The sequence below is a fragment of the Stieleria bergensis genome (assembly GCA_007745635.1).
In the GTDB taxonomy this organism is placed as follows: domain Bacteria; phylum Planctomycetota; class Planctomycetia; order Pirellulales; family Pirellulaceae; genus Stieleria; species Stieleria bergensis.
In genome coordinates this window covers 6,625,566-6,646,156 of the sequence record CP036272.1, presented here as the reverse complement: position 1 = coordinate 6,646,156, position 20,591 = coordinate 6,625,566, and the positions used below count along the sequence as shown (strand labels likewise).

Here is a 20,591-nt window from a genome sequence, read left to right as displayed (position 1 = left end):
GAAAACATTGCCATTTGCAAGCTGGCGACAGGCTCAACTGAAAGCAGGCCGCACAGCCGCTACAGCCCGCAACCATTCGCTACATAGCGAGGGTTATCTGACGTTCACGCTATCTCTAGTCCGTACGACCGGCAGAACCGATAAGCTTTTTGAACTGGCGGCGCTGCTTGTCCCAGTTGGGTTCGGCGGCGATGGGGCGGATTTGACGCTCGGTTAATGGCGCTCGGCCGCTGAAGTACGGCTTTAGGAAGAGCAGCTCTTCTTGCAAATCTGGGGCAAGGTTACAAAGGTTCATGATCTGGCTGAGGCGAGCGCGTGTGACTTGGCCGACTCGCGCTAAGTCGGCTTGCGATCGGAGGCGGCCCGATGCCATGGCGTTTTCGAAGTGGATGGCGAGCGCCATCAGCCGGGACAGTCTCGGCAGTTGGCCCGTTCTGGGCCGCGGTGGGGCTGTTCCGCCGCGTACCTCGCGGGCGCCGCGATCTACGCGGGCAACGTGAAACGTGCGGCGTATCGCCGACGTGCGCGGCGGTGTTTCGGTTGAGTTGTTCGATAGGTTGCTCAATTCAATGTCTCCGTAATGTGTCGGGCAAAATTGCCGTCCTGGCCGAGTGACGCGAGTCCGGCGGGCTGGAAGGTGATATCAAGCGTGCCTTCAACGCCGTCGTAGTCGATCCGTTCGATCAACAATTCCATCAGTCGGCAGCGTTCTCTCGGTGGAATCGTGTCCCAGGCTTTATCCAGTTCACCGAGGGTCTTGCGAATCGATGCGTGGCTGACGCGAATCGGCCGATGGTTGTCGATTGCTTCACGTAGCTCTTTCAATCGTGTTTGGCTTTTATCAATGCGTGTTTGCGTTGCTTCAATCAAGTCAGCGCTAGCGGCCGTTGCGACAAGGTGAGTCATCTCGGCGTGGTCCTCTTTGAGAAACTTCGCAATCGAATCGGCTTCACGTTTTTGCGAATCGACGTCCTCGCGGTTCTGCTCATGACAGCGTTCGTAGATGTCACGGATGAGTTGGTCGTCGTTTGCGAACACGCGGAGTTCGTCGACGACAAACCCCTCAATCTGCCTTGCGGGAATCGAAGGCGATGGACAAGATTCATAGCCTTGTTTTTCGGCTTTGCCGCAAACGTAGTAACGATACCTCTTCGTGCCACGGCCAGAGGAAGTGTGCCGCATGGCTCGATTGCATTTTGCACACCGAAGGATGCCTCGCAGCATTCCGTCGAAGCTGGTTGAAGCTCGTATCATGCCGCTGCGGCCATTCTTTCGCAGCGACTCTCCGACTTCGGCAAAGACCTGAGGATCCACGATCGCCTGGTGCTGGCCTTCATGGATCTCGTCCTTGTAGGTCAGCTTGCCAATGTAGGTGACGTTGGTCAGCATCTGGTAGATGCGGTTCTTGTCATACGGCAGACCACCGCGAGTTGATCCCTTCTTGGTCGTCCACTGCTTGGTCCGCCAGCCACGACGATTGGCTTCCTTGGCCGTTTCCAGCAGGGAATGCGTGCGACGGTAGAGGTCAAAGATCTGCCGGACGCGTTCGGCTTCGTGGGGCACGACCACGAGCTTGGTTTCTTCGATCGTGAATCCGAAGACCGGCACGCCACCGCACCATTTACCTTTGCGTCTGGTCGCCGCGATCTTGTCTCGGGTGCGTTCGCTGATCATCTCGCGCTCGAACTGGGCGAAGGAAAGCAGCACGTTGAGAATCAACCGGCCCATCGAGCTAGCGGTATTGAACTGCTGGGTGACCGAGACGAAGGCCACGTTGTGTCTCTCGAATGTTTCCATCACCCGAGAGAAATCGAGCAGGCTGCGACTGAGCCGGTCGACTTTGTAGACAACCACACAGTCGATTCTGCCGGCCTCGATATCGGCCATGAGACGTTTCATGGCGGGACGTTCAAGATTGCCGCCGGAGAAGCCGCCATCGTCGTATCGTTCTTCGAGACATTCCCAGCCTTCGCTTCGCTGGCTGGTGATAAATTCAGTGCGGAATAGGTAAGCAGTTGTTTGGGGTCAGCCATTGGTAAGTCTGTATCTCAGTCCGTTCTCAAAAATTCAGTTACATCTGTTCTGGATCCGGCTACATCTGTTCTGGATCCGGCTACATCTGTTCTGGATCCGCCTAAATCTGTTCCGGATCCATTGGGAATCCATTACGACGCTTGGTTCCACGGAGCTTCTGCATGACCGACTCGGGGATAAAACCAAGTCGGTTGTTGATCTTCCTGCAGGGGTGACAGATTCGGTTCCCCGGACCACGCGACGAAAAATCCTTCCCGCATCGCAGGCAGCGACGTCTTGCAGGCCGTGAATCATTGATCTGAAATTCCATGGAGCGTCCCTCGGGTGCTTAAAGCGTCTCGATGCGTTCCACATCAAAATTTCCATCCCGGTCGCTGGTCACCAGGTAGTGACGGAAGCTGAACTGGGCGACGAAGCGTCCATCGCGTGGAAGGTCGTTGCGGAGAGAGTTGCAAGCGTCCGTAAACGCCTGAGACGCTGTCTCGAATTCAGCGGAAGCCCGGAGGTAACGTTGCAAACTCAGTGACAGCGAGACTCTTTGGTCGATGTCTGTTGGGCACTTGGTGCTATCTACTTTCTTGATCATTTCATTCATCCTTTGTGATGGGTGCCTATCTATAGGCCTTAGGGATTTGTGTCCGAATTGACGTTCAATTCTGGAAATATTTATGGATTTCTCTTTCCACCAGCTTCGCGCGGATCTGTGACATCCAGCTGCAAAGGGTGGTGCGTGGGACGTTCATTTGGCGTGAGACTTCAGAGAGACTGTGGTGACTGCACAGCTCGAGCATTTGCTGCCATGCTTTGGGTAGCTCGGAAATGACTTCAGCCAGGTCGATCCGCAGCGAGGAGACTTCTTCTTCAGAGAGCCGGCGCTCACGACAAACCCGTCTGTCGCCATCGCAGAGAGAAAGTGTGGCAATCAAATCTGTGGTCCGGCCGTCATCTGATTCGGCAGCGACATTCAGGCTTGAGACACCGGCGTTGTTACGCTTGCTTGCCTGCTGTCGTTTGCGAATGGAGGAGACTTGGCGTTCGACGATTGCCGTGATGTAAGGATTTCGATGGCCGATCTCGTCATCGATGTTTTCAGCCGACGCGGCGACCGCTGACAGAATTTCTTGATACAGGTCATCGCGGTCCGCTCTGGAGAATGGCCGTTTACTGGTGAGTGCCGTGACCTTCTTTCGGATTAAAGAAGTGGTGTATGGATCCCTGCATGGATCAAACCGGGCTGCTGGTGTTTTTCGTTCCATCGTGAGACTCGCCTCCGTGGCGTGGGGTGCTTTCAGCCACGTCCGATGCGTGGCACACCCTCCGGCGAGATTTCACGAAATCAAATAGAAAAAGCCCGTGAACCGATTTGAGTCGGTAAATCACGGGCTTTATGGAAGTGAAATTTCAGATTTCAGTTTCAGGAAATCAAGTGAAGTGAAATTCAGGTTGAAATTAGCGACGATTCTTTGCGGCCAGTTTTCGCCACTTCATCACTTCGTAAACATCATCAGCCGCATCCCAGAGGATTCGCAGCTCTGGAGCAGAACGATCCTCCATGCATCTACTCAGCGTCGGCGCGGAGACGTTGATTCTGGCAGCTAATTCAGCCTGCGTGGGCCTGGGTAGTAAAACCGGCGTTCCGGTTCTGGCCTCGGTGTCGAACGCATGATCGGCCGCAGCCACAATGTGGGCATTGAGTTCTTGGCGTAAGGCTTCAATCGCTGCTGCACGCGTGGATCGCTTCGGCTTGGATTTGGTTGGCTTCGGCAGAGTTTCCAAAGAACCAAACCGGCCATTGATGGCATCATCATCCAGTAGGAACGCGTGGTCCTGCCAATCAATAACGTCCTCCAGGCCAATGACCACGCAGCTCAATTGCTGGGACAGTGTTCGGCTGCTTGCCCGAGTCGGCGCGAACACGCAACATTTGCCATGGCTCCCTAGTACATCACACACTGTGGACACCGCGCCACGCTCACAGGATCGAACGAAATAGACTTCGCGTGATCGATCAGCGATCTTCCCGCGACCAACTCGCCAGAGACCAACTGGGTCCAATCGTTCAATTGAAAGGCGATAGCTGCGAAAAACGGCGTCAAGGAGATTGCCGGTATCAATTTCATACCGCCGGAGATTTTCGCTGCGAACTTCCATCGGCCCACAGCGTGGACATGCCGCAAACGTACGCTGACCGCCACCAGGCTGGTCTACATAGATAAGCCTGCACACCGATCCACAGTCTGCACAGTCCCATGTGCCCACAGGTGTACTTGGAACGAGAACAGCAGCATCAATCAACCGGTATAGAAATTCTGCCTGCGGCCGGCGAAAGTCATACGCATCAAACCGTGGCGGCTGTAGCTCCCAACGTGTGAGAAGCCGTCTGAGTGGATCGTCCACAATCGATGTTCCACCGCCTGAGATACTTTTGGATGATTTCAATTCGTTCGCTACGCTCGCTTCGCACGTTGCATGTATTTGGGAAACTAACAGTGATGGTTTGACGGCCAGGTTTACGATCCGCTTTGGGTAGAAACTCGAAATGGATGGCCACAGAGATGATATTCCACTGACTAAGACTTCTCACGTCACTCTGCAGAGTCTCCTGGATTGCACGGTAGATCGATTCACCGGGATTTGTGCGGTCAATAGCAACGTCCAGCTTCCTGCCGTTGGATTGGTGGGCGATCCGCATGCGTACCACCTGTGCAGCCACACAGTCCTGTGGATCGGTTTGCAGGTGAAAATCAGGATCTTTCAGCTGATTCATCTCAAACGTTTTAGTGGGCGATTGATCCGAGAGCGTACCACCGAGGATGCAGGCCGCAAAACAGTTTTCCAGCCCTTCCTTCATTCGCTTGGGCAGCTTGGCATACGTTTCCAGTGATCCAGCACTTTGGTCATACGCAAAAACCACCTGCATTGTTTTATTGATCACCACAGGTATTAGGTTTCCCGCATCATCGTGCTTGTGAGCCGTTTCGCTGTAGTCGTCGGGGTAAGCAAAGAAGTAATGCACGTCTCCGCGGCGATAGGTCTCTATCGTGCACAGTCGTCCTCTGCCTTGATCTTTCAGTAAACATGAAATCCCATGCTCTAGCTGCCGGATCGTCTCGGGGCTTACGACAGGCTCTGTAGCCGGTAGATCATTACGCTTTCGCCACCAACTCAGGTGGTCAACCTCATGCAGTAGCTGTGCCGTGTTGAACACCTCTGGGTAATTCAGCCGTGTCCACATTGCCCGCCCATGCACACTCATTTCTTGTGGCATTAACAGCGGCAGATCACCGACACCATGCAGCTTGGCGGATTCTGTAATCGCCGACATGCCCGACTGACAACTCAGCTCATAGACCGCCTGTAGCTCTTGGTCGATTTGGGCTGCCTGCGATGCTGGCAGGTCGGTGATGTAATCAAGCATTGGATCCAGTTCACGTTTACCAAGCTGTGGCCAACACGGATCAAACTCACTGTGGCCAAGGATAACAAAAAACTCTTGAAGTAACTCATTGGGGACCATACGCAGGATGGTCGGTATCGAAAACTGTCGTGACATATCTCTCCTGTCTGCTCGAACCTCTTGTTGATCTGTGAATGATCTTCAATGGCCCTGACACGTCTGGTCCATCGCCAGGGAGAAATCTTTTGAGAGTCGTTATTTCGGCGATTTAGATGAAATCCAGAGAATCCTTCGTCAGTTTGAGGCCAAAAGGAGAAGGCCTATAGATAGCGGACAGCCCGGTTAACACCACGATCGACAGATAGGGAGTTTTATGGATTCAGTGACAACCGAAGAATTGCAACTACGCCGAGAACTGTCGGAATTATTGAGCCATGCGGTCATCAAGGCAGTCGGCAAGGAGCGAAGAAAACACGGGAAACAAAGTGAAAGCGAGAGAAAAAGAAAACAGTGCAATTCTGCGATAAGCAGCGTGGCTGAGGGGCTTGATCACACGGCAGATTCACGGCTCAGTGTGTCCACAGTGGTTTACTGAATTTGAATTTGTTTTCTCTCTTACCCACGGAGACCCGATGACTCTCAACATCAATCAAGCAGTAGCCGAGATGGAGCTGATGACGACCCGTGAGCTACGCGAACGTTACACAGCGGTCTACAACGAAGGGACTAATGCCCGCAATAAAAAGTGGCTCATCAAACGGATCGCATGGCGTATTCAAGCCAATGCCCAAGGCGGCCTATCCGAGCGTGCAAGACAGCGTGCACTGGAAATAGCCAATGACGCCGACCTAAGGACGATGCCACCTCGCGGTATTTCTCAACGCGGCGCCTCGCAGTACGACGGCAATGCACCCACCGTGGTCCATCAACCCAACATCCAGCCCAGCCGTGACCTGGTCCCCGGAACCGTCCTTCGCCGCATCTACAAAGGCCGGCCTATCGACGCACACGTCTCAGGCGACGGTTTTATCTACGACGGCGAGCATTACAAATCCCTCACCGCTGTGGCCAAGGCCGCTACCGGTAAACACTGGAATGGCTACCACTTCTTTGGGCTACGCAAGAAGGGAGCCAAGTGATGAAACGGGAAAAGAACCAAGCACCCTTCCGCTGCGCCATCTACACAAGGAAGTCCACAGAAGAAGGTCTCGAGCAGGAGTACAACACCCTCGATGCACAGCGTGACGCGGGCGAAGCCTATGTCAAAAGCCAACAGCACGAAGGCTGGACTTGCCTGCCCGAACGTTACGACGATGGCGGTTTTACCGGAGCCAACATGGAACGACCGGCACTACAGCGCCTGATGCAGGATATCCAAGATGGCAAAATCAACTGCGTGGTCGTCTACAAGGTCGACCGTCTCTCCCGCAGCCTGATGGATTTTTCACGGATCATGGAAACCTTCGACCGCCACGGAGTCGCCTTTGTCAGCGTCACGCAGGCATTCAATACCGGTTCCTCCATGGGCCGGCTGATACTCAACGTCCTTCTCTCCTTCGCACAGTTCGAACGAGAAATGATTTCAGAGCGGACCCGTGACAAGATTGCCGCTGCACGCCGTAAAGGTAAATGGGCAGGTGGACGCCCGGTACTCGGCTACAACGTTAAGAAAACAAAGCTGCAAGTCAATCGTGAAGAAGCAACCCAGGTCAGAGAGATCTTTCAGCTGTACCTCGAGTACAGATCCACACTGGAAGTCGCCAGGATTCTAAACGATCGTGGCTGGAAAACCAAACGCTGGGTGACCGGCAAGGGCAAGGTGACCGGTGGCCGTGAGTTCGATAAGACCCATGTCCACAAGTTACTCACCAGCCCCGTCTACATCGGCAAGGTGTGCTACAAGACGGAGGTCCACGAAGGAGAACACGATGCCATCATCGATCCAGACGTTTACGAGAAAGTCCAGCAAATCCTCAAAGGTAACGCAACAACCTGTGGACTGGAGAATCGCAACAAGCACAAGGCTTTACTTCGGGGTCTCGTTCACTGTGCAGCGTGTGATTGTGCGATGAGCCATAGCTTTACCACCAAAGGCACAAAGGTCTATCGCTACTATGTCTGCCAGAAGGCTCAGAAGCGTGGCTGGGACAAGTGTCCCGCGCCGTCCATCCCCGCCGGCGAGATCGAAGAATTTGTCGTCAACGAGATTAAGGCTATCGGCAAGAACGAGGGGCTGATCCAAAGCACGATCGATGTGATAAAGAATCAGGCAGACGACTCCATCAAGAAGCTGGCAGGCGAGAGAAGTAGGCTGCTACGGCAGTTAGGCCAAGACAGCGCCGAGCTAGGTCACCTTGCACAGCATCTCTCCCCAGATAGTGACAGACTCTGTCAGCTGAAATCACGGATTGAATCCACCGAGAGACGCATCGCGAAGATCACGCAGGAGCAACAGTCTCGCACCGACAAAGAGATCCAAGATCAAGACGTCCACGACTTGCTGAGCGACTTTAGCCGGCTCTGGAGAAATCTGCACCCGCGCCAGCAGTGCCGAATCATTGAATCACTCATTACGCAGGTCAGCTACGACGGTGAAGCCGGCAGGCTGTCGATTACTTACAAGCCAGCGGCCATGAGCCTGATGTCCACAGAGAGACAGGAGGTACTGGCGTGATGAAGACACAGCATGAAGTCTATTTTACACGTGGACCGTGTGGACACCGTGAACTCAAAACGGGTGAACCACCAACGTCCAATCGCGGACGACTGCAGCGAGTCACCAAGCTAATGGCGTTGGCGATACGGTTTGATCAGCTGATCCGAGACGGCATCGTGGAAGATCAAGGCGAGATCGCACGCCTCGGGCACGTGACGCCTGCACGACTCTCACAGATCATGGGGATGTTGTCTCTGGCTCCGGAGATACAGGAGGCGATTCTGTTCTTGCCTCGTGTGGACAAAGGTCATGATCGTGTGACCGAGCGTGAAGTGCGGCGGATCGCTCGGGTGATGGACTGGGTTGTGCAGCGGGTGACATGGCGGGAGTATCTCTCGCCGGAGCGTTAGATGTTTCGATGCGGATGGTGACCTACCGCACGCAGACTTCGTCTCCATTCCTGAGCTAGTTCGCTGCACGGACACGGAGCAAGGCTTTTTTACGCGCGTCTCCCAAGGGTCAGGATCCGGCCTGGTGATGTTTGGCTGAAGGATACTTAGGCGAAACGCTCATAGCAAATGACCAGTATTCGATACGTTGTGTATTAAACAGCGCCGATGAACGTAAGTCTCCGCATCGGGATTGCGAAATCGAGATGACAAACCGATTAGTTTTTAGGAATTCAATCGGGACGTTGTTCCACCAAAATTCCCGAAAAGTTGTTAACTTCTCCTTCCATTCCGATCATCGATTATTAATGTACGGTTCTTCCCTAATGTAAGCAATTTAACAATTTAGACATCAACAACAGCTAATCCAGCAGACTGACCTATCGTCCATTGGGTGTACGTCTCCACTGATTATCACAGAATCACCCCCCCCGTTTTGCGTGCACGATTCGATCAGAGCAGAACACGATTTTCCTCTCAGTCACTCACCCTGAGTACCCAAAGCACCCAGAAAACTGGCAAACATTGAAATGAACATGAAGATTTTTTCTAAGGCTAGCTTCACCTCGCTGGCCATCGCGTTACTTTTTTTAAGCCAGCGTGCAGAAGCAGGAATCATTGTTGATATTGTTGAGGCTTCCGATGGAAACTCAGTCACCGTTAACGCCAGCGGCACACTAACTTTTGCAGCATTTAGCACCAATTTTGGTAGTGGAGTGGGCCAAGGGCTGCGGGCACAGGGATCTTCGGGAGTTATGCAATACACGCCACAAGGGAATGAATACGCCCAGAGCTCATCGTTTGGCATTGCGGACTTTTCTAACTGGACAGGTGACATCAATCCAGTCGTCGCGACGTTGACGAATATCACGGGCGAGTCGGGGTTCGGATGGAGATTCACAAGTTCCGGCATACTGTACATCCATAAAGACTACGTGAGTGGAGCACAGTACGACTCATCAGCGACTGTCAACATCACATCGTCGTCCGTTACCAATGGTTCTTTCGCAACATATACGATGACGGGGGGGGATACTGTTCGATTCCAGTACAGTGTCGCGAGCTCGAGCAGCGCAGTCCCCGAGCCCAGCACCGCCATCGCGATGGGCTTACTCGGCATCTTAGGCTTTGCAGGTAACCGCAGGCGTCGTCGTCAAGAATCAGTTGCTTAGCGAACTGACCAAGGCCACCGGTGGCCCACTGTTTCCATCGTCTCACGTCACCCTCGATCATCGCTTGATGGATCGAACCTTGCTCGTAAAGCCTGGTCACGCGTGAGACGAATCGCTGTCTGGTTTTCTTAGCCACTCGCAGCTGAACCGTCAGTCCACAGCGGGTTGTCTATTAACCAGCGTGTCACCGCCCAGCAGAGAGCGTGAGAGTCTGTGGCCAGAGAAGCCAAAACCGAATCGCACGTTTTTGCTCACTCTGGAAAGTGAGAGTACTCTCAGAAAGTCGCCAGCTTCTCAAGGACCGCAAAACACAGCGAATCAAACGACAAAAGCCGAGGCGGTAAACCTCGGCTTCTAGTTTGTCTGATTCAAGCGGACGGTACCGCTCTCTGGAGCAAAGCTCCCCGAACCAGACGCTCTCGGCAACAAGTCTCGGTTTGTAGGTTTCGCGTAAGCATCATGCGGCCGTGCGTTTACGTCAAATCCGTCCGGTTCGGTCTGGCCGTTTAGCGAACTAGACGTCCACGAACTTTTTCGCACTCGGTTAACACGGTCGTGTTAACCGAGAGAACATTTGTCTTTTTGAAAAGACAAATCCGCGTTTGGTTAACAAGCCCGAGAGCTTTTCGGTCAGCTTCGCTTCGACGACTGATTACAGCTGACATCGATCGCGACCGAAAATCCGACTATATCTGCCGACGCAAAGTCGGATTTCAATGGCCAAAATGTTCGTTCCAGTTTTTGACCCCACGGGACTGGCTTGTCTCAGGAATGCCCAGTGACGACGGAGACGGGCTGCGCTGCGATTCGTTTCGCTACCTTTGCGTTTCTTAGTCTGTCTTCGAGGACCTGGGTTGCCATGTCATGTGGCAGGCATTTGCTGAACTTGAGTCCGTCGATGGCTCGGTCGCTGATTGCGGGACGGACTACGTTGAAGTTGGTGTTCTTCAGTGCTTTGATCGCCTCTTCTACTTCCGTGAGCGACTTGGAAAGATCGATCGAGATCTTTAAACCGTCGCTCTTAATGTCGACGCCCATTTGCTGGTTGAGAGCTGCTGATAGCGTTGCGTTTCCTTGGGTTCCCCCAAACGTCCACCATTCGACTCGATTCTCGTCGCCCAGTGTTAAAGTCGATCCGTCTTGCTTCAGCCAGGCATGATCCATCCGCATCTCGAGCATTTGGTCGACGACACGCTGTGACCACCAGTCTCGGCGGAAATCTTGAGTCAGGATTGCCTTGTAGGATTGGCAGAGTTCGTATCCGAGGTGCGGTCCGAGTCCATACCAGCGAGATCGACCAGACGCTTGGGCCGGTTCGACGAAAGCGACCTTTCGACGCCAATCAATATGGTTCACCTTCCAAGATCGACCAGCAAGCAATATGTACCAGGGTGGCTCTCTTTTTTGGGCGAACGTCATTGGATCCACATAACCGACGTCTTGTCGCCCATGCCGGATCGTGAACAAGGGTGGCGTGCAAAACACTGACACGAGATCGATGAAATTTCGGCGACCGTATTCGTCATCGCCCGCGCGTCCCATCGAGATCACTCCCTGGTCGGAGAAAACGATCTCTTCCTCGATCATCCAGTTCAACAGATCCGACATCTTTCCTTCTTCAATCCCTGAATAGGAGATAATCTCCTCGGAATGATGAATCAGGTCCGTCGCGGGGGAGCCGTTACATTGCAACGACAGCGCGAGCATCTGCTGCGCAGCGATATGGAGCGGTGACGCCGGCGCCAACGCCGGTTCGACGTATCCCGATCGCCACAATTCGATCAAGGCCGCCGCTCTGGCCATCGATGGCAGTTTCGTCGCCAGAAACAGATAATTCCGGGTCGTGCCGGCGCGTCGGCCAGTCCGACCCATTCGTTGCAGGAATCCGGCCACATCGTTCGGTGCCTCGATTTGGATCACCTTGTCCAGCGACCCAATATCGATACCAAGCTCGAGCACGCCCGTCGCGACAATGACGCAGTTGCTTCGTTCGGCAAACGCCTTTTCGGAGAGCAATCTTTGCTCACGACTCAGTGACCCATGCGTCACGAACGCATCAACGTCTAGTTCACGCAACTCATTGCCGAGTTGTTCCGCTTTGCTACGACTGTCGATAAAGACCAGTCTCTTCTGACCACGGTGGAGTCGCGAAATCACAGTCGCTGCGTTATCGATACTGCCCACGTAGTCCAACGTGACGTCGGCATTGCCTAAGGCTTTCGCCGGCTCGGGCAAGTAGATGCGTTGGGTTCCCGCACAGCCGACAGTCAACCATTTCATCAAATCCTCGGGATTGCCGACCGTTGCCGACAACCCAAGTCGCTGCATTTCGCGCCCCGCGACTTCGCGGATTCGATTCATGACGAATAGCAAATGCCAGCCGCGATCGTCGCCTGCGAACGAGTGGATCTCATCAATGACGATCGCTTGGACACCTGACAGAAACGCTCGATGATCCTTGTTCGGCGAGATCAAAATGCCCTCCAGAGACTCCGGAGTCGTCAGCATGACGCTGGGGGGATTCCGAAGCATTTCGTTCTTTTTCGAAACCTTCGTGTCCCCGTGCCACACCCCGGCTTCCCGGCCGATAAACCCCGAGTACTGTTCGACACGTTCATGAAGGTTGTTTAGCAGGGCCCGCAAGGGACAAATGTAGAGCACCGACAACCCACTCCAGTCCTCGTTTGCCATGCGAGTCAACAACGGAAAGAGTGCGGCCTCAGTCTTCCCGCCAGCGGTGGGCGCAAGGATGATGTGGTGCTCTCCCTGAACGATGCTCGGGATCAGGTCGTCCTGGAACGGCCGCAGGTCTCGCCAACCGAGTGCGTTGACGATGTGATGCTGAATCGCAGGATGGAGGTACTGGAAATTGCTCACAGATCCAGCTCGATGTCATCCACGTGATCTGCCGAGGCAGCTTGCCGTTCGACTGCTGTCAATTCCGACTCATCGATTGTTAAAGCGTAATGCTCCCGAGGATTGAAATCGGGAAACTGATCGATTCGATCCAAGACATCGGAAACAAGCTTTTTCAAAAAGACGCGCGGCGCAATCCCCACCTGGCCGCCCAGTTTGCCGGCAACGGCATTTGCCAAATCGCCAACGTATTGATCGTCACACAGCTCGCGGATCCTGTCGGGAGCATCAGCGTGAGATGCGTAAATGTCTCGGATCCGAACACCAACTGCGACCAAACGTTCCTGATCGAACGCGGGCAATCGAATCTGAGGCGCACGCGGGTTGTCAAAACGAGCATCCGTTTGAAAGTCGACGTGTAACCTTTGAGCCAGCGGTTCGAGCCGCTTGATGCCTTGCGGCCCGTCATAGAACGCAGTCGTGCCAGTGATCAACAGGTACAGGCCCGGAAAGCGGCCGCCGTCGATTTCGTCGATCAACTGACGCAGCGCGTTCAGGCTCTTCTCGCGGACGTCACTACGCATTCGCTGGACCGTTTCGACTTCATCCAGCACGAGGAGAAGACCGGAATACCCTGAATCACGAAGGATCGCCAGAACACCCTGCAGCCCCGTCAATGCTCCAAAATGGTCAATGTCGCCCTTGATTCCGGCAAATCGTTTTGCAGCTGCTGCGACATTGGGTTGCCCGGCCAGCCAAGCGGCGATCCCATCCGCCATCGCCAATTCGTTCTCCGATTGCGCCTTGCGGTAACCTCGCAGAGCCAGACTGAAGGTTTGCGCTATTTCGCCCAGTGACGCCAAACGCTGTTCCATCAGTTCGTTGGTCTCTGAAACAAGCATCGCTTCATCGTTTTCATCGATCGTTCCTTCCGCCAAGAGATCTTGTTCCAGGGTGAAGAACCAGGAATCAACCACATTGCGAAACGCTCCGTCCGGTGTATCCGAGGTGGCCAGTCGTTCGTTGATTCGGCGGTAAACTTTCTCAAGCCGATAGAGCGGAGTCTCTGTCTCCGAAATCTGTACTTCGGAAGTTGCGAACCCCATTCGTTTCGCCTGCTCGGCCATCCAGCGGGCGAAGAATGTTTTGCCACAGCCGTATTCGCCTCGCACGGCCTTAAAAACCGAGCGACCGCTTTTGACGTCGGCAAACTCCTGGTCGATCGCATCGTGGAAGTGATCCAAACCAACAGCGAAGGCATCCAAGCTGCTCTTAGGAACCGTGCCGCGGCGCAGTGCGCTGATGATATCGAGACGTCTTTGTTTGCTTAAACCCATGAAAGTTCTTCCGAAAGATGATTCCGCTAAAGCGAGAATTCCTGTCTCATCAGTGTTTCGTTCAATTCAACCGAATCCGAAGTCCGTTCGATCTGCAGAATCTGTTGGCCGTCCAGATTCAAAATTCGTTGGACAGCGGAGAGCATTCCACGCAGCCTGAACCCTGGCACATCCACACGTTCGGCAAGCGCGGCCAATGTCAATTTCCCGTGATGATCGATCAATGTCTCCAAAATCCGAATAACAAGATCATCGGCTGGCGCCGATCGACCCGCGCGGTCTTTTTGCACCAAATAGGTCGTCGTTTCGCACATGACTTTGAGCCAGTGGGGCGAATCGGATGAACCGTCGGCGCCGGGAGCTTCGGCTGGCGATTCGTCCGTGGGCGTCTCCGTCGCCGAGTGAGAGACCTCCTCCGAGCCAGAAGCCGAATCGCTTGTTTCTTCCACTGCCGTCGATGAATCGCTCTCTTCTCGTGATTCCTCGATCCTCGCGGGCTCTCCAACCTCAACCGTTGCCTCGGCTTCCGTGGCACTCGCTGCCGGCGAGGTGGCGGGAGAGTTCGCCGGAGCTTCCAGAGCGGGCGCCGCGGCAGCAACGTCGATGATCTCCGATTCAGCGGTCTCCACAACCAAATCGCCCACTTCGGAAAGCGAATTCCAAAGCAGCAAGACCGTTTCCCGAACACTCTCCATTTGTCGCAGCATCACGTCGCGTTGGGCCGTCTTGCCGATCTCTCGCAATCGGGAAACCGATTTGCGTAGCTCTCCCGAGGCCGAATCGCCGTACTGCTTCATGGAAGCGACGGTTTTTGATTCAAGACCACCAACGGCTCCCGAGATCATTCCATTCACCTTGGCCCACATCGATTGGACATTCGCTCCGGCGCCGTCGCACAGCTTGGTGCGCATTCGTTCCTGACACCCGGTCCCACTCTCGTTCTGAACGATGCGGTAGGTCTGTTGCATTTGTTCCTGGATCGCCTGGTAGGCAGGTTTACGGATCGACTCCACCTCTTGAATCGCCGCATCCACTTCACGGCGTAGATCGTCCAGCTTCGATCGTGCGATCGTCGAGAGGTTCGTGACGATTGCATCGATGGCTTCCGTTGCCGCCGGTACATCCGTCCGCGACGCCGCCAAATCCAATTTCATCAGCAACTCCGCTGCGACATCATCCGCAATGGTTTGCGTGCTGGAGCGAATACAGGTTTCGCGGTAGGTCGTCCAGCTTAGAATCAAATCGTCAACAAACAGCGAACAGATATCCTGGTTGAAATCCATGAACTCACCACGACTCGTCGTGTGGATTCCCGCTTTCCGACACGCCGCCTTGATGGAGTTCCAATAGTAATGACGCCACTTCGCTTGTCGCTGGGAAAGCAACGCGTCAATGGATGCCGCAGTGCTCTGCAACTGAGTGGTGATCCCTTGGGACGAATCACCGGCCAGCTCTTTGAAAGAACGGATGCCCTTGGCAACCGAGCTCTCCAACCAGGGGACGATAGTCTGATCAATTTCGTCAACCAACTCCGCTATCGCTTGGCTGCCGCCACTGAGCTGCGCGTCAAGCGTTGTCCATTGTTGGCGAAAAAAGCGGACCAGCCGGTCCACCTCCGTTTCCAACTGACGTTCCATATCGTTGTAGTAGAATTCTGCCAGATAGGTTTCAGCCATCTCATTAGTGAAGTCATGTAGCGCGGGTATACCGGTCGCTTCTTTGTCGCCACCAAAAAATTCGATGTACCTTCTCTTTTGCATGGGAAGACCTACGAGTCGTCCCTCGAACGCCTCATAGGCCGGCGCTGAGACAAAAACCACATTGATCTCGTCAATCCGTTTCAACATCTCATCACGCGTCTGCCTCTGTTCTTTTGAGTCTCCAACGGGCAACAGCGGTGACGCGATCCGGCGGAACATCTCTCGGTAGGATTCCGTCTGCTGCTGCTTGTGAAGCTCAAGGGCGTCACGAAAGACGCGTTGCTCCGATCCCTCATCGTTCGGGTCAATCTGAGACTCATCAATCTCTAAGTGAACGGAATCCAGCTTCGTTTTGATGATAAAAAGATGCTGGCGCGACTGCTCGGTCGCCTCAAGGAAATTGCCCAGCACGCTGGAGTTGCGGAGCCAGGATTGGATGTCGTTTCCAAGATTGCTGTCGCTGGTGCAAATCGCAACGGCCTTGGCCGTTTCTCGCAATTGATTGGTGATCGCTGTGCGTTGAGGGTCCGTGTCATTCGTACCAGGGACATCGACGAGTCGGAGGTTGGGGTGCCAGTTTTCAAAAGGGCCGCTGATTTCGCATTCACTGACGATCGTCCAGTAGATATCCTTTGTCGACAGATACTTCTCGACGATTCGTTCCATTTGCTGGAGGTCGTTGGACTTTGGCGTTGCCTTTTGTCCTAGCAAACGCTGCACCGCATCGGGAATCTCGGCCGTATGCACCTCCTGAATCAGTTGGTCTGGCGGCAGATTTGAATCGATCCCGAAGAGTTGGATGAATCGCTCAAGGGTTGAATGCAAATAGTGGGGATCGTCGGGCTGTTCGTCCCCCATCATCTTTTTCGCCGATCGCTTCAGATAATCGACGGCATCTTGGACCGCACGCGCTCGCTCTCTTTCCAAACGCTCCTTCTTGATAAACTCGATTCGAAATCCCCAATCGTCCTCCCGTTTCAGGCTGACGATTGAAGCGGTGCAGGGTTTGACGTCGGACGTGGGCAGCATCGTGCAGCCAGCCAATGCGTTGAGCAGCGTGCTCTTTCCATGCCGGCTCGGTCCAAGCATCGCGACGCTAATTGCCGGAACTTTTTCGAGTTCTGATCCGATGTTTTGGATCGACGCCTTCAATTGTTCGATCGCTTCGAACGCGCCATCGATTTTACTGGCAGAGCTGACAAACTCAGGTGCGCAGAGCGATTGATAGATGCTGCCGATACGCTTTTGAAGCGTCGCGCGGCGATCGATATGCGATGAAGAAGTCCCCTGCCACGATGGAACAGGTGGGAGGGGTGTCGATTTGATTAGATTCCCAGGGTTTTCTTGAAGGGGCGGAGTGGGCATGTCTGAACTTCGGGTGTCCGACTGGGGCGATGATGTCGAGTTAAGTGTGCTGTGTGTGGGAGGCGGGAGAACTGGTGGCGCGGACGACACTATGCTGCCACTAATTCGCGAATCGGAAGTGCAATACCATTCGCCATCTTTATTCTTCGTTACATGACCGGCGAGCGAGCCATACAGGAGGCGACCGACAGCGGCAAAGTCGACGTGAATTCCGCTGGCAATCTCCTTCGCTCGCGATAACGGATTCCGACGTAAGAACTGAAGGATTCGGTCTTCCAATTCATCCCCGTGGTTCTCAATTCGGGTCTCCCCGAGGCACGCCAAGCACCGGTCTCCCCTGATGCAAGGTCCACATATCTTGCGTCCGCAGGTTTCGCAGGTGGGCGGAACGGGCGTTGTTTTTCCGCACGATTCGCATTTGACGATTTCAAAAGCCACGTTTCTTGCCCCGGTCAGGATTCACTGTTGTTTCTCTCTCAGGTTGCGTGATTCATCTTCCAATTACCGCTTCGATTTCCTCGAATCGTCTGCGGCTGGTGCGTTTTGGTGGTTGCCACGCTTTGATCTCTTCGAGGGTCCATCCGGTTGTCGTCACCTCTTCGCCTTCATCATCGGCAATGAATTCAAAATTCGACCAGGTGCGGTAGGGCTCGTGCTCTGGGAATCTTTCCCGAACAAATCGAGCGTCTCGCGTTCCCAAGGGAACTGCGACTCGCCAATCGTTATCCAGTTGCTGCCGTCGGACACTCGTTGCCCCATTCCTTCAATTCAAGTTGATCATCATGCCGCATCACATCGGGCGGTACTCTTACCGCGGCTTTCTTGGTTGCTTTTTCCTAGGCAGTTCGTCGTTTAGTTTCGCAAGCAGCGCGTCAAGCTCCTCCGGCTTAAACAACCGATAGCCATTCACCGGATGTCGATACGCATCGATTTTGCCCGCATTTTCCCAATTCCGAAGCGTCTTCGACGAAACGCCCAGATACTCAGCCGCTTCCGAAATGCGAAGAAAGTCTTTCAGTTTGTCCATTAGTTTCTGTCTGTAGCGACCTCGAACCGCAGCCCCGTGACCTTCTCTAACCTTACCTAACCATGCCCACTGCGCCAACGGGGGGTGCGTATTGTCACACTCGGTTTCTCCCAAGGTCAGGAAGTCAGTTTCGAGATGCAATCAGCTACGATGTCGCCCGTAAAGCCATCGCCTAGCTCTCGCCATTGTCCCACGCGATATTCGAGCGCGCCGTCAGCAGTTGTCGCGAAGGATCTGGGTTGGGCTGCCGCAAACACCTTGCCCACGGGCGGCACCGTCGCAAACAAGGATTTCCGAGGCAATAATCTACGATCGGTTTAACGCGGTCGTGTTAACCGATGGAGCGTTTGTCTTTTTGAAAAGACAAATCTACATTTAACACAATCGTCAATTACGTTTGGGGCGGTCTCACCTCAGGAGGCAACTACCCACAAGACCTCTTGGTGCACGGGTTAACAGCCGGTTCTCAACTCCGAGGCACCGAGTTAGGCATCTTCGTGAATTGGTTCGTCCGCCAAGTCGAACACTAGGTCGATGAGTCGCGTGTCAAACCACTCTTGGAACATCGTAAAGGTGCGTTTGCCAGGCCATAGTTTCTCATCTGCGCACCAGGACGACAGTATCTCGTCGAAGATCGATTCCCAGTGGCGCCGCAACGAATGCTCAGCCTCTTCGGCTTCTTCGATGAGATAGACCGAGGTCAGCTCTTCGGATGGCACCTCATCGATGCTTGGACCATCGTCATCATCTAAGCGTCGAGCCCAAGCCAGGTAAGGCTCCCTTGGAGTCACATCGACGACGATAATCTTCGGATCGACAAAGTGCTCCTGGAGCGACTCGACCAACCGATGACACGACCACGGACGATGGATGGTCTTGATGCAGAACGTGATGTCGTCCGGTGAAAATGGCTTTGCTTCGCTCATGGTCTCACCCGTGCTTTCTGAGTTCGGGGTTCACGTGCGCGGTGGCCGATGCGAGCTCCTCTTCGGTTGGTTCGATACCAAGGAACTCGACCAGTTCGCGGATGACGCGTTCTGGGTCGGTGGTCAGTTCTGGGAATTCAATCCCGTGTGGTCAAAAAACTCCGCCGAACTCAAACCTGCCCGACGAATCTTGAGTTTACATCATCAGACGAGATCGAGTCGTATTTCGAAGAAAAGTCCTATGTGAGCGATGGCGACGAGAAAATCGCAACTTCACAAACCGAGTACTTTTCACAAACTGTCCAGAATCCAGTGTTTTCAGGCACTCAAGAACACAGAGAACGATTTCGAGGAGGGTTCGTCTCGGGGAGCTTTGCTCCAGAGAGCGGTACCGTCCGCTTGAATCAGACATGCTAGAAGCCGAGGTTTAACGCCTCGGCTTTTTCGTTTTATTCGCTGTGTTTTACAGTCTTTAAGAAACTGGCGACTTTCTGAGAGTACTCTCACGTTCCAGAGTGAGCAAATACGTGCGATCCGGTTTTGGCCTCTCCGGCCATAGACTCTCACGCTCTCTGCCGGGCGGTGCCACGTTGGTTAACAAACAACGCTGTGGACCGACGGTGACGCTGCGCGTGGCTAAGAAAACCAGACAGCGATTCGTCTCACGCGTGACCAGGCTTTACGAGCAAGGTTCGATCCATCAGAAGATGATCGAGGGTTACGAGAGACGATGGAAACAGTGGGCCAGAGGTGGCCTTGGTGAGTATGCTAAGCAACTGACACTTGACGACGACGCCTGCGGTTACCTGCAAAGCCTACGATGCCGAGTAAGCCCATCGCGATAGCGGTGCTGGGTTCGGGGACGGCGCTGTCACCCGGGCCATTAAATGTTGCGTAATGCAAATACTGGACATCGGAGCCCACAATATTGGTGGCTTGTCCCATATCGTAGTAGTCATCGTCGGTGTTCCATACGTCGTATTCGTTAATTGTCTCTGCGGCGTAAATTGTCAGGTAATCTCGCTCACCATATGCGAATAAGTATATCGCACCTGTGTCCAGTGTGCTTAATGGGACGTAATTCCTTATATGATTAACTAGTATTTCGTTAAGTGCCCTTGCGGTGTCACCCTGTGGGGATGCATCCCACCATGGCGTGAAATTGATCAGCCCGGTACCGATTTCTTGATAACTTCCTTCGATGAATGATACGTTGTAGGTTCCGGGATTGCCCGTTGCGGCTCCAATTGGAATTGTAAGTTCAGCGTTCGTGATAACGCCGTCACTATTTACCACTATTCCGGCGCTGCCTTCGCTTACGGTTAACAGTGCTAGTATTAATCCAACTATTGGTATGATTATTTGTTTTAACACGGTTGATCCTGCTGATATGCAGAGTGGGACTACCTGCGGACCTGTGGGAGGGGTGCTGATAGATAGTAAGGGTTGAGCCTGACCGCATGGTGTATACGGCATGAAAATCAGCATAACCCGAATGATAATTTGAGGGTGTTGTCACTCAAGCTAATCTTTGTCTTTTTATCCGATTTACTTTCTCGATTCACCGGGCTCCGCTAGTTGGGTTGTCTGCCCTGTCATGCGGCCCCTAATGAGCATTCCGCATCCCGTTGTCTTGGCTTTCAGCCAACGCCGAATAGTGGAATAGATACAG

Annotated in this window: 17 protein-coding genes; 4 read left to right on the top strand and 13 right to left on the bottom strand. The window is 53.8% G+C overall.

The annotated features are described in order from the left end of the window. Positions 1–115 precede the first annotated feature (115 nt). The 6 genes from SV7mr_RS23385 to SV7mr_RS23360 form a co-directional block, all read right to left on the bottom strand. Positions 116–565 (bottom strand): hypothetical protein, encoded by a 450-nt coding sequence (locus tag SV7mr_RS23385; protein WP_419187828.1) that lies wholly within the window; start codon positions 563–565, stop codon positions 116–118. After that, on the bottom strand, positions 562–1,989 hold the full coding sequence (locus SV7mr_RS23380; RefSeq protein WP_419188501.1) for a recombinase family protein: 1,428 nt from the start codon (positions 1,987–1,989) through the stop codon (positions 562–564). Before SV7mr_RS23380 ends, SV7mr_RS23385 begins: the two co-directional genes overlap by 4 nt. A gap of 373 nt (positions 1,990–2,362) precedes the next feature. After that, positions 2,363–2,620, bottom strand: a complete 258-nt coding sequence (locus SV7mr_RS23375; protein ID WP_145277244.1) for a hypothetical protein — start codon at positions 2,618–2,620, stop codon at positions 2,363–2,365. A 64-nt stretch (positions 2,621–2,684) separates the two neighbouring features. Continuing rightward, positions 2,685–3,290, bottom strand: coding sequence for a sigma-70 RNA polymerase sigma factor region 4 domain-containing protein (locus SV7mr_RS23370; RefSeq protein ID WP_145277242.1), 606 nt, complete (start codon positions 3,288–3,290; stop codon positions 2,685–2,687). Between the two features lie 193 nt (positions 3,291–3,483). Further along, positions 3,484–4,185, bottom strand: coding sequence for a hypothetical protein (locus SV7mr_RS23365; RefSeq protein ID WP_145277240.1), 702 nt, complete (start codon positions 4,183–4,185; stop codon positions 3,484–3,486). 187 nt (positions 4,186–4,372) lie between these two features. After that, positions 4,373–5,587 carry a hypothetical protein gene (locus tag SV7mr_RS23360; protein ID WP_145277238.1) on the bottom strand — a complete coding sequence of 405 codons (1,215 nt, stop codon included), beginning with the start codon at positions 5,585–5,587 and terminating at the stop codon, positions 4,373–4,375. 476 nt (positions 5,588–6,063) lie between these two features. Between SV7mr_RS23360 and SV7mr_RS23355 the strand changes: the two genes are divergently transcribed. The 4 genes from SV7mr_RS23355 to SV7mr_RS23340 all read left to right on the top strand — a co-directional run bounded on the left by SV7mr_RS23355 (position 6,064) and on the right by SV7mr_RS23340 (position 9,708). Next, positions 6,064–6,570, top strand: a complete 507-nt coding sequence (locus SV7mr_RS23355; protein ID WP_145277236.1) for a DUF2924 domain-containing protein — start codon at positions 6,064–6,066, stop codon at positions 6,568–6,570. After that, positions 6,570–8,105 (top strand): recombinase family protein, encoded by a 1,536-nt coding sequence (locus tag SV7mr_RS23350; RefSeq protein ID WP_145277234.1) that lies wholly within the window; start codon positions 6,570–6,572, stop codon positions 8,103–8,105. The genes SV7mr_RS23355 and SV7mr_RS23350 overlap by 1 nt, the downstream gene beginning before the upstream one ends. Further along, the gene (locus SV7mr_RS23345) at positions 8,105–8,497 is read left to right on the top strand and encodes a hypothetical protein (protein ID WP_145278894.1); all 393 of its coding nucleotides are present in this window, start codon (positions 8,105–8,107) and stop codon (positions 8,495–8,497) included. The genes SV7mr_RS23350 and SV7mr_RS23345 overlap by 1 nt, the downstream gene beginning before the upstream one ends. Before the next feature lie 569 nt (positions 8,498–9,066). After that, on the top strand, positions 9,067–9,708 hold the full coding sequence (locus SV7mr_RS23340) for a PEP-CTERM sorting domain-containing protein (RefSeq protein ID WP_145277233.1): 642 nt from the start codon (positions 9,067–9,069) through the stop codon (positions 9,706–9,708). A 765-nt stretch (positions 9,709–10,473) separates the two neighbouring features. Here the strand turns inward: SV7mr_RS23340 and SV7mr_RS23335 are convergent. The 7 genes from SV7mr_RS23335 to SV7mr_RS23305 form a co-directional block, all read right to left on the bottom strand. Continuing rightward, positions 10,474–12,585 carry a DEAD/DEAH box helicase gene (locus tag SV7mr_RS23335; RefSeq protein ID WP_145277223.1) on the bottom strand — a complete coding sequence of 704 codons (2,112 nt, stop codon included), beginning with the start codon at positions 12,583–12,585 and terminating at the stop codon, positions 10,474–10,476. Then, positions 12,582–13,901, bottom strand: coding sequence for a BREX system ATP-binding protein BrxD (gene brxD / locus SV7mr_RS23330; protein ID WP_145277221.1), 1,320 nt, complete (start codon positions 13,899–13,901; stop codon positions 12,582–12,584). The genes SV7mr_RS23335 and brxD overlap by 4 nt, the downstream gene beginning before the upstream one ends. A 26-nt stretch (positions 13,902–13,927) precedes the next feature. After that, entirely contained in the window at positions 13,928–16,966 is a 3,039-nt protein-coding gene (locus SV7mr_RS23325) for a dynamin family protein (protein ID WP_145277219.1), read from the bottom strand. A gap of 808 nt (positions 16,967–17,774) precedes the next feature. Beyond that, positions 17,775–17,993, bottom strand: a complete 219-nt coding sequence (locus SV7mr_RS23320) for a helix-turn-helix domain-containing protein (protein ID WP_145277217.1) — start codon at positions 17,991–17,993, stop codon at positions 17,775–17,777. Positions 17,994–18,478: 485 nt separating this feature from the next. Continuing rightward, positions 18,479–18,919 carry a hypothetical protein gene (locus SV7mr_RS25785; RefSeq protein ID WP_419187827.1) on the bottom strand — a complete coding sequence of 147 codons (441 nt, stop codon included), beginning with the start codon at positions 18,917–18,919 and terminating at the stop codon, positions 18,479–18,481. A 4-nt stretch (positions 18,920–18,923) separates the two neighbouring features. Continuing rightward, positions 18,924–19,046, bottom strand: a complete 123-nt coding sequence (locus SV7mr_RS23310) for a hypothetical protein (protein ID WP_419188500.1) — start codon at positions 19,044–19,046, stop codon at positions 18,924–18,926. A gap of 641 nt (positions 19,047–19,687) precedes the next feature. After that, positions 19,688–20,293, bottom strand: a complete 606-nt coding sequence (locus SV7mr_RS23305) for a PEP-CTERM sorting domain-containing protein (RefSeq protein WP_419187826.1) — start codon at positions 20,291–20,293, stop codon at positions 19,688–19,690. Positions 20,294–20,591: the final 298 nt, after the last annotated feature.

What these genes read in the sequence shown, in the direction of transcription:
- SV7mr_RS23375 (WP_145277244.1), bottom strand. Translation starts at nt 2,620, where the DNA reads ATGATCAAGAAAGTAGATAGCACCAAGTGCCCAACAGACATCGACCAA.
- SV7mr_RS23370 (WP_145277242.1), bottom strand. Translation starts at nt 3,290, where the DNA reads ATGGAACGAAAAACACCAGCAGCCCGGTTTGATCCATGCAGGGATCCA.
- SV7mr_RS23365 (WP_145277240.1), bottom strand. Translation starts at nt 4,185, where the DNA reads ATGGAAGTTCGCAGCGAAAATCTCCGGCGGTATGAAATTGATACCGGC.
- SV7mr_RS23360 (WP_145277238.1), bottom strand. Translation starts at nt 5,587, where the DNA reads ATGTCACGACAGTTTTCGATACCGACCATCCTGCGTATGGTCCCCAAT.
- SV7mr_RS23355 (WP_145277236.1), top strand. Translation starts at nt 6,064, where the DNA reads ATGACTCTCAACATCAATCAAGCAGTAGCCGAGATGGAGCTGATGACG.
- SV7mr_RS23350 (WP_145277234.1), top strand. Translation starts at nt 6,570, where the DNA reads ATGAAACGGGAAAAGAACCAAGCACCCTTCCGCTGCGCCATCTACACA.
- SV7mr_RS23345 (WP_145278894.1), top strand. Translation starts at nt 8,105, where the DNA reads ATGAAGACACAGCATGAAGTCTATTTTACACGTGGACCGTGTGGACAC.
- SV7mr_RS23340 (WP_145277233.1), top strand. Translation starts at nt 9,067, where the DNA reads ATGAACATGAAGATTTTTTCTAAGGCTAGCTTCACCTCGCTGGCCATC.
- brxD (WP_145277221.1), bottom strand. Translation starts at nt 13,901, where the DNA reads ATGGGTTTAAGCAAACAAAGACGTCTCGATATCATCAGCGCACTGCGC.
- SV7mr_RS23325 (WP_145277219.1), bottom strand. Translation starts at nt 16,966, where the DNA reads ATGCCCACTCCGCCCCTTCAAGAAAACCCTGGGAATCTAATCAAATCG.
- SV7mr_RS23320 (WP_145277217.1), bottom strand. Translation starts at nt 17,993, where the DNA reads ATGGACAAACTGAAAGACTTTCTTCGCATTTCGGAAGCGGCTGAGTAT.
- SV7mr_RS25785 (WP_419187827.1), bottom strand. Translation starts at nt 18,919, where the DNA reads ATGAGCGAAGCAAAGCCATTTTCACCGGACGACATCACGTTCTGCATC.